Origin of the sequence: Aquisalimonas lutea, from assembly GCF_030409225.1 — a bacterium.
Taxonomy (GTDB): Bacteria; Pseudomonadota; Gammaproteobacteria; order Nitrococcales; family Aquisalimonadaceae; genus Aquisalimonas; species Aquisalimonas lutea.
Genome location: NZ_JAUFPK010000001.1, coordinates 707,270 through 718,815 on the forward strand (window position 1 = coordinate 707,270; position 11,546 = coordinate 718,815).

The following is an 11,546-nucleotide window of genomic DNA, read 5'->3' on the forward strand; positions in this document are numbered from 1 at the left end:
GAAGACGGCAATCATCGAGCAACAACGGGAGAGACTGCATGAGCGAGGAACTGCTGGAATGCGTGGAAGCCGGCGCCGGCGGCGAAGCCAAGGCGAGCGTCATCTGGCTGCACGGCCTGGGCGCGGACGGCCACGATTTCGAGCCCATCGTCCCGGAGCTGCGCCTGCCGGCGTCGCTGCCCGTGCGCTTCATTTTCCCGCATGCGCCGGTGCGGCCGGTGACCCTCAACGGCGGCATGGCCATGCGCGCCTGGTACGACATCATCGCGCTGGGAGGCAACGCACAGCAGGACGAGCAGGGCATCCGGCAGTCCGAGGCCCAGGTGCATGCGCTCATCCGCCGGGAGAACGAGCGCGGCATCGCCACCGGACGGATCGTGCTGGCCGGCTTCTCCCAGGGCGGCGCCGTGGCACTGCACACGGGGGTTCGCTACCCCGAGCAGCTGGCCGGGATCATGGGGCTGTCCACGTATCTTCCCCTGGCGGACTCGGTGGCCGCGGAGCGCAGCGGCGCCAACGCGCAGACGCCCGTGTTCATGGCCCACGGCACCGAGGATCCCGTGCTGCCCATCCAGCTCGGGCAGCGCTCCCACGAGCACCTGCAAGCGCTGGGCTACGCCGTGGAATGGCACGACTACCCCATGCAGCACGCCGTGTGCCTGGAGGAGATCCAGGCCATCGGCGCCTGGCTGCAGCAGGTGCTGGCCCCGGCGTGACTTCCCAACAGGTTCGTCGGCATCACAGTCCGGCTGCCGCACTGGGCGTCGGCGCACATCGGCGTGGTAGCGGGTGACCCGAGCCGTCGTCGCCCCTACGCAGTCCGTCTCAGAGGAGCGCTGCTTGCGACCTCCATTCAGGGTGATAGAATACGAATGATTATCAAATAGGTTCATAACCCGGCAGGTCGCCATGTCCCACGAAACCGCCGCCGGGCGGCTCTACGTCGACTACCATGGCTGGCTGCACAACTGGCTACGTCGACGGCTCGGCTGTACGGACACGGCCGCCGACCTGGTTCACGACACCTTTCTGCGCGTGGTGCGGCGCTTCGATGAGGCTGACCGTGTCCGCGAGCCGCGCGCCTACCTGAGCACCATCGCGCGCGGGCTGCTGGCCAACCACTGGCGCCGGCAGGCCCTGGAGCAGGCTTATCTTGAGGCCCTCGCGAGTCTCCCCGAGCCCAGCGCGGCCTCGCCCGAGGACCGCGAGCTCGCACTCGAGGCCCTGCATCGCATCGATGCCACCCTCGCGTGCCTGCCCGAACGGCCGCGCCGCGCCTTCCTGCTGGCCCAGCTCGACGGCCTGCGCTACCGCGAGATCGCGGTGGAGCTCGGCGTCTCCGAGCGCATGGTGAAGAAGTACATGGCGCGCGCCATGTACGAGTGTCTTTTGCAGGCGGCCTGAGCCATGGATCGGCGCACACTGCGCGTTGCCGCCGAGTGGTTCGCTCTGTTGCGCGACGACAGCGCCGACGAGGCGGACCGTCGTCGGTGGCGCGAGTGGCTCGATGCCCACGCCGCGCATCGCGAGGCATGGGCGCGTGTCGAGGCCGTCGAGGGTGAGCTTCGCGGACTCCCCCGGAAGCCGGCCCGCGCCGCTTTCACTGCGGCGGATGCCAGCCGCCGGCGGGCGCTCAAGACACTGGGCATGCTGGCGGTGGCGGCCCCGGTGGCCTGGCTCGCCGGCCGCCGCCTGCCCTGGGACGCGTGGCAGGCGGACTATCGCACCGCCGTGGGCGAGATCCGGGACGTCCGTCTCGCCGACGGTACCCGGGTGTGGCTCAACACCGATACCGCGCTGGACGTGACGTATACCCGGGAGGCGCGACGGCTGGAGCTGCATCGGGGCGAGGTGGTCCTGGAGACCACCCCCGACGAGCGGCCCCTGACCCTCGCCACCACCCATGGTGACCTGCGTCCCCTGGGTACCCGCTTCGGCGCCCGCCTGCAATCCGGGCACACCCTTGCCTACGTGGAGCGCGGGGCCGTCGAGGCGCACCCGGTGCGGGGCGGCGCAGCCAGGCTGGGCGCCGGGCGGATGGCCACTCTCGACTCCGGGGGCGTGGGTACGGCGCAGCCGCTGCCGTCCGGCCGGGGCGCGTGGACCGATGGTCTGCTGATTGCCAATGGCGACCCGCTCGGTGACGTGCTCGCCGAGCTGGCGCGGTACCGCACGGGCTATCTCGGCTGGTCCGACGCCGTGGCCGACATTCGCGTCATCGGTACCTATCCGGTGGCGGAGACCGAGCGCGTCCTGGACGCGCTGGAGCGTTCCCTGCCCGTGGAGGTGGAGCGGCGCACCCGTTGGTGGGTCACGGTGAAACCGCACTGACACCGCGGTGGACGGGTTTTCGATTCGGGGTTCCCCTTTCGTTCGCTCGACGGGCCTCCCCTGTGAAGCCGTCACGACATGACTCACACGAGGGGAAGCCATGCGAGATCCCAACAGCCACCGCCGTTCCGCCCGTACCCTTGCGCTGGCGACGGCGCTCGTCGCGCCCGTCGCCGTCACCGGCGCGGGCGCCGGCCTGTCGGTCGCCCACGCGCAGCAGGCCGAAGCACGCGCGTACGACATCCCGCCCGGTCCCCTGGACGAGGTGCTCACACGCTTCGCCAGCGAGGCCGGGCTGCTTCTCTCCGGCGAGGCCGAGCTCGCCGGCACGCAACGGGTCCCGGGCCTCCAGGGCACGTTCACGGTGCGGGAGGCACTGGACCGGCTGCTGGCCGATGCGGAGTCCACCACCTACCGGCTGGAGGGCGACACGGTGATTCTCGCCCGGGCCGACGACGGCGCGACCTCCGCGCTCCAGCCGCTGGTCGTCACGGGTGCGGCGGGCTCGGCGTTCGGCCCCACCGAGGGGTATGCCGCGAGCCGCGCCTATACCGCCACCAGGACCGACACGCCCGTCAGCGAGACGCCCGCCTCGGTCCAGGTGGTCCCGCGCGATGTCATCGAGGACCAGGATGCGCGGCGACTCGAGGACGTCTACCGCAACGTCAGCGGCGTCTACGGCTCCGGCAACACGCTGAACGCCCAGACGGAGGTGCTGCCGGTCATCCGCGGCTTCGAGGTGCCCACGACGCTTCGCAACGGCATGCGGGCGACGACCCTGGGCTCCGCCGATCTGGTCAACGTCGAGCGCATCGAAGTACTCAAGGGGCCGGCCTCGATCCTGCACGGCGCACTGGCCCCGGGCGGCGTGCTCAGCTATACGACCAAGCGCCCCCTGATGGACAGCCACCACGAGGTCACCGCGCAGGCGGGCAGCTACGATCATTACCGGACCACCCTCGACACCACGGGGCCGATCGCCGGGGACGAGCTGGCCTACCGCTTCAACGCGGCCTATACGGACAGCGGCTCGTTCCGGGACCACGTCGATCTCGAGCGCGTCGCCGTTGCCCCGTCCGTGCTGTGGACGCCGGGCGCGAACACGGATGTCCTGTTCGATTTCTCCTACAGCCGCGAGGAGGTGCCGTACGACAGCGGCATCCCGCTCGATCCGGACGGGGAGCCGCTGGTCGAGGACGACACCTTCTTCGGCGATCCGACGCTGGACGGCCGCACGCTCGAGGACACGTTCGCCGGCGTCGAGCTGACCCACGAGTTCAGCCCGGCGCTCACCTCGCGCACGCGCTTTCAGTACCACCGCTCCGAGCCCCGCAGCGAAGGGATCCGGAACCGCGGCGTGTCCGGCTCCCCCGGTTCCGAGGAGCTCGCGCTGCGGTACCAGAACCAGGACCGCGAGGACGAGGAGTATCAGCTCGTCACGGATCTCATCGCCCGCTTCGACACGGGGGCGGTGGATCACGAGGTGCTCGTGGGCGCGGAGTTCCTCGATCGGTCGTTGAAGAACGACCGCTTCCGGGAGAGCCTCTCCCCCGTCGCCATCAGTGACGATCCCAATGTCCGTTACACGCCCCCGCCCGGCGGCATCCAGCTGGAGCGGTCGTTCGACGACGAGGCCGAGTGGACCGCGGTCTACCTGCAGGATCAGATCTCGCTGCTCGACGACCGTCTCCACGTCCTGGTCGGCGGACGCTTCGACGATGTTCACCGGAAGGACAACCTCAGCGGCGAGGAACGGGATAACTCGGAGTTCACCGCTCGCGCCGGCGTGCTCTATCAGGTCAGCGACCGGGTCGCGCCGTTCGCGAGCTACTCCGAGTCGTTCGACCCCCAGCGGCTCGGCGTGGTCGACCGGGGTGGCAGCGCGCTCGATCCCGAGACCGGCACGCAGTACGAGCTCGGCGTCAAGCTCGGCGACGAGACCACCCCGTTCGTTGCCAACATCGCCGTCTTCCAGGTGGAGCGGGACAACGTGGCCGTGTTCGATTCCGAGTTCTTCAATGCCACGGGCGACTTCGCGTACTTCGCCGGCGTCGAGCAACGCAGCCGCGGGGTTGAGCTGGACCTCGCGGGCCAGCTGACCGACTCGCTCCGGACCATCACCAATGTCGCCTACATCGATGCCGAGGAGACGGAAAACGCGACAGAGCCCGATCGCATCGGGCGACGCCTTGGCAACGTCCCGGAGTGGTCCCTGCGCTCCTGGCTGACCTACGAGCTCCCGGCGGATTCCGGGCTCACCGGGCTTCACGTCGGCGGCGGCGTGCGCTACGAAAGCGAGCGGCTGACCGCTTTCGACGATCAGATCGAGCTCGATGAGTTCGTGGTCTTCGATGCCGCCGTGTGGTACGAAAAGCCGCTTGCCGGCGACCGTTCGCTGACGCTGCGGCTCAACGTCGACAACGTCTTCGACGAGCGCTACATCAACCGCGCCAGCGACCAGTCCATCGCGCATCCGGGCGAGCCGCTGACCGTGACCGGAACCGTGTCGCTGGAGTTCTGATGGAGGTCCGCGTGGCCGCAACCAGAGGGCAGGACCGTTGCGGAGATCATGACCCTTACGTGTGACCAGGCAGCCGAAGGGTCCGCCGCCGTTGGGCGATCCGGGACGGATGACCGTGCGGGTCCGGCGCCCGATCGTGCCCCGCGCCTGCAGGCCGAAGCGCTGGATGCTGGCTACGGCGATGCCCGGGTCCTCGCGGGGCTCGAGCTCGCCGTGCCGGACGGGCGCTTCACCGCGCTGCTCGGGCCGAACGGCTGCGGCAAGTCCACCCTGCTGCGCACCCTCGCGAGGCTGGCCGGACCGCAGAGCGGTAGCGTGCTGCTGGATGGCCGCGCCATCCACCGGTTGCCCACGCGTGAGGTGGCGCGGCGGCTCGGTCTGCTCCCGCAGGCGCCGGTGACGCCCGAGGGTATGCGCGTGCGCGAGCTCGTCGCCCAGGGGCGTTTCCCGCACCAGAGCCTGTTGCGCCAGTGGTCGTCGAAGGACGAGGCTGCTGTGGCCGAGGCGCTGGCGATCACCCGCATGGAGGCGCTCGCCGAGCGGCCGCTGGGCACGCTCTCCGGCGGCCAGCGCCAGCGCTGCTGGATCGCCATGACCCTCGCCCAGCGCACGCCGCTCATCCTCCTGGACGAGCCCACCACCTTCCTCGACCTGCGCTACCAGCTCGAGATCCTGGCGCTCATGGCGCGGCTCACCCACGAGCTCGGACGCACCGTAGTCGCGGTGCTGCACGACCTCAACCAGGCGGCCGCCCACGCTGACCACATGGTGTTGCTGCGCGACGGCGGCGTGCACGCCGAAGGGGCGCCGGAGGCCGTGTTCACGGCGGAGAACATCGAGGCGGTGTTCGGCGTCACCTGCAACGTTTTGCGCGACCCGGCCACGGGTCATCTGCTGTGCGCCCCGGCGGCGGTGGCGCGGGCGGAGGGCGCGCGGGCATGACGGCCGCGGCGGTGGCACCCGCGTCCCGGAAGCCGCTCGGTCGGCTCGGCGGCAGCGCGCTGGCGTTGCTGGTGCTGGCGGTGATCGCCCTGGCCCATCTCGGCCTCGGCGCCCGGGAGCTGTCGCCGGGCACGCTCATCGATGCATTGGTGGCCTACGACCCGGCGCAGTTCGAGCAGTTCATCGTGCGCGAGCTGCGCCTGCCGCGGTTGCTGATCGCGCTCACGGTAGGCGCGGCGCTGGCAGTCGCCGGGGCGCTCATGCAGGGGGTGACCCTCAACCCGCTGGCGGCCCCGGACATCCTCGGGGTCAATCTCGGCGCGGCAACCGCGGTGGTGCTGGCGACGTTCCTCGGCGTCGGCGGCCCCGGGACGTTGCCGTGGCTCGCATTCGGCGGGGCGCTGGTGACCAGCGTGGTGGTCTACCTCATCGGCTCCATCGGCCGCGGCGGCGCGATGCCGCTCAAGCTCACCCTCGCCGGGGTGGCGGTGTCGGCGTTCCTGGGCTCGCTGATCAGCGCCGCGCACCTGCTCAACCAGGACGGCTTCGACCGCCTGCGGGTCTGGCTCGCCGGCACCCTGACGGGGCGCGACATGGAGGTGTTCGCCACGGCGCTCCCGTATCTGGCGCTGGGGCTAGCGGTGGCGCTGCTCATAGCCCGGCAGATCACCGCGCTCGGGCTCGGGGCGGATGTCGCCCGCGGCCTCGGCGTGCGCGCCGGACGGCTGCGCTTGCTCGCCCTCGCCAGCGTGGTGCTGCTGTGCGGCGCGGCGGTCACGGTCACCGGACCCATCGGCTTCATCGGCCTGGTCGTACCGCACATGGTGCGCGCGTTCGTCGGCCTGGACTACCGCTGGGTGGTGCCGTTGTCGGCCGTCACCGGGGCGGCCGTGCTGACCGCGGCCGACATTGTCGCGCGCACGGTGCTCGCGCCGCAGGAGCTGGCCACGGGCATCGTCACCGCACTGGTGGGGGCGCCCGTGTTCGTGGCACTGGTCCGCCGGCAGGTGCACTGATGGCGGTGGTACGCCATGGTGCCGGCGCAGCGCGGATGCTGCGGCTGCGCAGCCCCGGCGAGCGGCTGGCGCTGCTGCTGCCCGTCCGCGCCCTGCTGGTGCTGGCGCTGCTCGGCGTCGTGCTGCTCACCGTCATCGCCGTGAGCGCCGCCAACGGCAGCTACCCGGTGCCGCTGGCCGACGTGTTCGCCGTGCTCAGCGGCGGCAGCGCGTCGGATCCGCAGCTGGGACTGATCGTGCGCGAGTTCCGCCTGCCGCGCACGCTGGCGGCGGCGCTCGCCGGCACGCTGCTCGCCGTCTCCGGTGCCTGCCTGCAGGCGGTGACCCGCAACCCGCTGGCCGATCCGTCGCTGGTCGGCGTGTCCCAGGGAGCGGCGGTGGCGGTGCTGCTGGTGCTCATCGTGCTGCCCGGCCTGCCGGGCGGGGCCGTGCCGGCGGCCGCGGTGCTGGGGGCGTTCGCGGTGGCGGCAATCATGTATGCGCTCATGGGCCGCGACGGCGCGGGCACCATCCGGTTCATCCTCACCGGCATCGGCGTCGGCGCCTTTCTTTCCGGGGTGAGCAGCCTGCTCCTCACCTACGGCAAGCTCGAGTGGGTCATGCCGGCGCTGGTCTGGCTCGCCGGCAGCGTGCACGCCGCCGGCTGGGGCGAGGTGGCCATGCTCGCCGCCTGGACGGCGGTGGTGCTGCCCGTCATGCTCGCGGCCAGCCGCGGCCTCAACGCCCTGCTGCTGGGCGGGGACGTCGCCGCCGGGCTCGGGCTGCCCGTGCGTCGCGCCCTGGTCATCACCGTGGCCGCGGCGGTCGCTGCGGGCGCAGGGGCGGTTGCGGCCGTGGGCACCCTCGGCTTCGCCGGCCTGGTCGCCCCCCACGTCGCGAGGCTCCTGGTGGGCGAGCGCCAGGGCACGCTGCTCGTTGCCAGCGCCCTCGTCGGCGCGGTGCTGGTGGCGGCGGCCGATACCGTCGGCCGGCTGGCGTTCGCACCGGTGCAGATCCCGGCCGGCATCATCACCGCGCTGATCGGCGTGCCGTATTTCCTGCTGCTGCTGTGGCAGCGGCGCCACACACTCTAGGGGCACAGGCGAGATGACGAGCGACAAGCGCTTCTGTTCCGTGGAGGACCGGCGTATCGACGAGCCGCTGCCGGGCAAGGGCGGCGTGTACGAGCCGCACCTGCTGCTTACCTGGCCGCGGCGCAAGTGGACTAGCCAGGTGTTCGGCGCCAAGGACATGCCGGAGGCCGTGTTCCAGCGCTTGATGGCGCTGCGCAAGGATGGCTGGCGGGTCCAGCTCATCGACCGGCGGGGCCACGACCACAGCCGCCGGCGGATCCTGGCGCCGATGTCCGGCAACGTGTACGGCTGCGGCGACGGCGACCTGCCGGTGCTGCTCGACGCCCTGCGGGAGGACGCTGCGGCGGCGGCTCCCTGGATCTGTGGGCGCACGGCGCCGCGCACGCTCATCTGCTGCACGCACGGGCGCAAGGATCGCTGCTGCGCGAAGTTCGGGCACGCCAGCTATCGCGCGATCTGCACCGAAGTGGCCCGAAGCGGTGGCGATTTCGACGTGTGGGAGACGACCCACGTCGGCGGCTGCCGGCTCGCGGCCAACGTCGTGGCGCTGCCCGCGGTGCGCCGCTACGGCCGCGTCGACCCGGATCAGGTGGCCGGCCTGCTCGCCGCGGAGCGCGAGAATCGGCCGTACCTGCCGTGCTTTCGGGGTGTGCCGGATCGCAACGCCCTGGAGCAGTGCGCCGACGCCGGCGCCCGCGGGTGGCTCCAGGAGCGCGGTATCACCGCCGAGGTGCAGGTCGAGCGCACGCCCGTTCCCGATCGCGCCGGGCGGCGCACGGTGCGTGTGCGTTGGCGCTCGGACGAAACCGGGGGCGTACTGGATGTGCGTTGCCGATCGCGCAGGGTCACGTTCTACAGCAACTGCGAGGACCTGGAGCGGGGCGAGACGCATACCGCCCGTTTCTGGCTGGCCGAAGCAGTGACTGCGCAAGCGCGCGCGGAGGCCGATTCATGAGGCGGCTCCTCCTGCTGCTCGGCCTGTGCCTGGCGCTGCCCGCCGCCGGCGACACGCGCGTCGTGGAGAGCGCGCAGGGCCCGGTGGCGGTGCCGGCGCAGCCGCAGCGCATCGTCTCGCTGCACGACGCCGCCATTACCCATCCGCTGATCGAGCTCGGCGCGCCGGTGGTGGGCAGTGCCGGGCGCATCGACGACGAGGGCCGGCTGTTCATTCGCGGCGTGCGTGATCTGCGCGGCGAAGGCTTCGAGGAGCTGGGCATCGAGTTCCTCGGCACCTTCAACCAGCTCAACGCCGAGCGCATCGCCATGCTCGAGCCGGACCTGATCATCGCGCCACCCTGGCAGCAGCATCAGCTGCCGCGGCTGGAGGCGGTGGCGCCGGTGGTGGTGATCCCGTGGCATAGCGAGGACATGCTGGAGACCTATCGGCTGATCGCCGAGGCGAGTGGTCGCACGGCCGCCTTCGAGCGCCTGCACGCGCGCTACCAGCGCAGGATCGCGGCGTTGCGCCGGTGGATCGGCGAGCCGGCAGCGATCTCCATCGCCCTGGTGCAGGCGTACGGCGGGCAGGTAACCCTCTACCGGGACTATGGTGCCTTCAACCAGGTGGTGCGCGATGTCGGCTTTGCCGAGCCCGCGATGGTCCGCTCCCTGGCGACCGATTCGGCGAGCCTCAGCGCCGAGCGGCTGCCGGATCTGCAGCCGGATTACCTGTTCAGCACCTTCGAGCCGAACTACGGCCAGGAGCCGCGGGACCCTCACCGGGCTCTCGAGCGGGCCCTGCCCGGCTGGTGCGAGCGGATCACCGCCTGCCGCGAGGGGCGCTTCATCGCCCTGCATCGCAGCAAGACGCAGGACAGCTTCGCCGCGCTCGACTACGTCATCGATCAGCTCACGACGCATATCCCAGGCCGGGGGCGGAGCGCTCCATGACGAGCGTGACCGGCCAGCCGCCCTTTCCCGACGCGCCGATCGCATTCACCGCGTGGGCGGTGCGGGCGTTCGTGCGGCGCCGGGCAGCGCTGATGGTGCTGATGGCCTTGCTCGCCTTTACCCTTCAGGCCTTCACGCCCTTCGTCATCGGCCGGTTGGTGGACGCCGTGGGCGCGGTGGCACGTGACCGGGCGCAGCCGCCGGAGCTCGCGTGGCTGTTCGCGGCGCTGGTGCTCTGCTGGCTGGCGGGGCCGCTGTTCCAGCGTCTCTACGTGCTGGTCAACGCCTACACGGTGCCGCGCCTGCGGGCGGACGTAATCAACCGCCTGTTCGCCTGGACCACCGGCCACGCGCCGCAGTTCTTTCACGACCGCTTCGCCGGCGCGCTGAGCCAGCGGGTGCGCCAGGCCGCCGACGGTGCGGGAGCGCTGTTCAACGAGGTGGCCCTGGCCGGGCCCCGCACCTTCGTCACGCTGCTCGTCTCCGGCGGGCTGGTGGCCACGACCCTGCCGCAGTTCGCGGTGGCCTACGCCGTCTTCGCCGTGGTGTTCGTCGCCGTTGCCGTGGTGATGGCCCGCTACGGCGTCGAGTTCTCGCGCCGCATGGCGGCGGCCCGCTCGCGCGTGAGCGGGCGCATGGCGGACAGTTTCGGCAATGTCGAGGTCGTGCGCGATTTCGCCGGCGAGGCCCATGAGCAGGCGCTGCTCGGCGAAGACGTCGCCGAGGAATACCGCCGGGGCCGCAACGCCCGGCTCTATTTCACCGCCATGCGGGTGGTGCTGCTGTTGCTCACCGTCGGCTTCATGAGCGGGCTTACCTGGGTAGCACTCGGGCACGCCGCAGCGGGTGCGCTCAGCGCCGGCGACATCGCCATGCTGCTCACCATCGGCGTCAATCTCGCCATGGTGATCACGCAGCTCGGCGATGACGTGCTGGAGTGCTTCGAATTCGTCGGCGTCCTGCGCGAGAGCCTCGACTCGCTGGCCATTCCCCACGCCATCGTCGATTGTCCCGGCGCGCCGCCGCTGGCGGTTCGCCAGGGCGCCATCGAGCTGGAGGCCGTGCGCTACTGCTACCCGGACGGCCAGCGCGTGTTCGACGGCCTGGACCTGGCCATCGCGGCCGGGGAGCGGGTAGGGCTCGTCGGCCCGTCGGGCGCGGGCAAGAGCACGCTGCTCAAGCTGCTCGCGCGCCACCACGCGCTCCACGACGGCGTCATCCGCATCGACGGCCAGGACATCGCCGCCGTCCAATGGCAAAGCCTGCACCGCCGGATCGCCAAGGTCTCCCAGGCGACGGAGCTCTTTCACCGCAGCATCCGCGACAACATCCGCTACGCGCGGCCGGACGCCACCAAAGACGAGGTCAAGGCCGCCGCCCGGGCGGCGCATTGTCACGAGTTCATTCTCGCCCGGCCGGGCGGCTATGACGCCGTGGTGGGCGAGCGCGGCGTCAAGCTCTCGGGCGGCGAGCGCCAGCGCATCGCCATTGCCCGCGCGCTATTGAAGGACGCACCCATCCTGCTGCTGGACGAGGCGACGGCATCCCTCGACAGTGAGAGCGAGGCGGTCATCCAGGCCGCGCTCTGGCGACTGATGCAGGGACGGACCGTCATTGCGATCGCCCACCGGCTCTCCACCGTTACCGTCATGGACCGCATTCTCTACCTTGAGGCGGGCCGGCTCGTGGAGCAGGGCACGCACAACGAGCTGCTCGCAAAGGACGGCAAGTATGCAGCCATGTCGCGGTGTCAGGCGTGAAGCACCCGGGACC

At 71.2% G+C, this 11,546-nt stretch carries 10 protein-coding genes; all 10 read left to right on the forward strand.

Features of this window, described 5'->3' with window-relative positions; translation table 11 throughout:
- Positions 1-38 precede the first annotated feature (38 nt).
- The 10 genes from QWY84_RS03430 (at position 39) to QWY84_RS03475 (ending at position 11,533) form a co-directional block, all read left to right on the forward strand.
- The gene (locus tag QWY84_RS03430; protein ID WP_290201051.1) at positions 39-716 is read left to right on the forward strand and encodes an alpha/beta hydrolase; all 678 of its coding nucleotides are present in this window, start codon (positions 39-41) and stop codon (positions 714-716) included.
- 193 nt (positions 717-909) lie between these two features.
- Complete coding sequence (locus QWY84_RS03435) at positions 910-1,404, forward strand: sigma-70 family RNA polymerase sigma factor (RefSeq protein ID WP_290201052.1); 495 nt, start codon at positions 910-912, stop codon at positions 1,402-1,404.
- Between the two features lie 3 nt (positions 1,405-1,407).
- Positions 1,408-2,331 (forward strand): FecR domain-containing protein, encoded by a 924-nt coding sequence (locus QWY84_RS03440; RefSeq protein ID WP_290201053.1) that lies wholly within the window; start codon positions 1,408-1,410, stop codon positions 2,329-2,331.
- A gap of 100 nt (positions 2,332-2,431) precedes the next feature.
- Entirely contained in the window at positions 2,432-4,852 is a 2,421-nt protein-coding gene (locus tag QWY84_RS03445; protein WP_290201054.1) for a TonB-dependent siderophore receptor, read from the forward strand.
- Between the two features lie 48 nt (positions 4,853-4,900).
- Positions 4,901-5,794, forward strand: a complete 894-nt coding sequence (locus tag QWY84_RS03450; protein ID WP_290201055.1) for an ABC transporter ATP-binding protein — start codon at positions 4,901-4,903, stop codon at positions 5,792-5,794.
- Complete coding sequence (locus QWY84_RS03455) at positions 5,791-6,810, forward strand: FecCD family ABC transporter permease (RefSeq protein ID WP_290201056.1); 1,020 nt, start codon at positions 5,791-5,793, stop codon at positions 6,808-6,810. Before QWY84_RS03450 ends, QWY84_RS03455 begins: the two co-directional genes overlap by 4 nt.
- Positions 6,810-7,883, forward strand: coding sequence for a FecCD family ABC transporter permease (locus QWY84_RS03460; RefSeq protein WP_290201057.1), 1,074 nt, complete (start codon positions 6,810-6,812; stop codon positions 7,881-7,883). The genes QWY84_RS03455 and QWY84_RS03460 overlap by 1 nt, the downstream gene beginning before the upstream one ends.
- 13 nt (positions 7,884-7,896) lie before the next feature.
- Positions 7,897-8,838 (forward strand): sucrase ferredoxin, encoded by a 942-nt coding sequence (locus QWY84_RS03465; RefSeq protein WP_290201058.1) that lies wholly within the window; start codon positions 7,897-7,899, stop codon positions 8,836-8,838.
- Positions 8,835-9,773 carry an ABC transporter substrate-binding protein gene (locus QWY84_RS03470; protein WP_290201059.1) on the forward strand — a complete coding sequence of 313 codons (939 nt, stop codon included), beginning with the start codon at positions 8,835-8,837 and terminating at the stop codon, positions 9,771-9,773. The genes QWY84_RS03465 and QWY84_RS03470 overlap by 4 nt, the downstream gene beginning before the upstream one ends.
- Positions 9,770-11,533: an ABC transporter ATP-binding protein gene (locus QWY84_RS03475; protein WP_290201060.1), complete on the forward strand. Its 1,764-nt coding sequence runs from the start codon at positions 9,770-9,772 to the stop codon at positions 11,531-11,533. The genes QWY84_RS03470 and QWY84_RS03475 overlap by 4 nt, the downstream gene beginning before the upstream one ends.
- The last annotated feature ends 13 nt before the right edge of the window (positions 11,534-11,546 follow it).

Excerpts from the sequence above, each read along its gene's own strand:
- QWY84_RS03475 (WP_290201060.1), top strand. The coding sequence starts at position 9,770 with ATGACGAGCGTGACCGGCCAGCCGCCCTTTCCCGACGCGCCGATCGCA.
- QWY84_RS03455 (WP_290201056.1), top strand. The coding sequence starts at position 5,791 with ATGACGGCCGCGGCGGTGGCACCCGCGTCCCGGAAGCCGCTCGGTCGG.
- QWY84_RS03450 (WP_290201055.1), top strand. The coding sequence starts at position 4,901 with ATGACCCTTACGTGTGACCAGGCAGCCGAAGGGTCCGCCGCCGTTGGG.
- QWY84_RS03460 (WP_290201057.1), top strand. The coding sequence starts at position 6,810 with ATGGCGGTGGTACGCCATGGTGCCGGCGCAGCGCGGATGCTGCGGCTG.
- QWY84_RS03430 (WP_290201051.1), top strand. The coding sequence starts at position 39 with ATGAGCGAGGAACTGCTGGAATGCGTGGAAGCCGGCGCCGGCGGCGAA.
- QWY84_RS03440 (WP_290201053.1), top strand. The coding sequence starts at position 1,408 with ATGGATCGGCGCACACTGCGCGTTGCCGCCGAGTGGTTCGCTCTGTTG.
- QWY84_RS03435 (WP_290201052.1), top strand. The coding sequence starts at position 910 with ATGTCCCACGAAACCGCCGCCGGGCGGCTCTACGTCGACTACCATGGC.
- QWY84_RS03465 (WP_290201058.1), top strand. The coding sequence starts at position 7,897 with ATGACGAGCGACAAGCGCTTCTGTTCCGTGGAGGACCGGCGTATCGAC.
- QWY84_RS03470 (WP_290201059.1), top strand. The coding sequence starts at position 8,835 with ATGAGGCGGCTCCTCCTGCTGCTCGGCCTGTGCCTGGCGCTGCCCGCC.
- QWY84_RS03445 (WP_290201054.1), top strand. The coding sequence starts at position 2,432 with ATGCGAGATCCCAACAGCCACCGCCGTTCCGCCCGTACCCTTGCGCTG.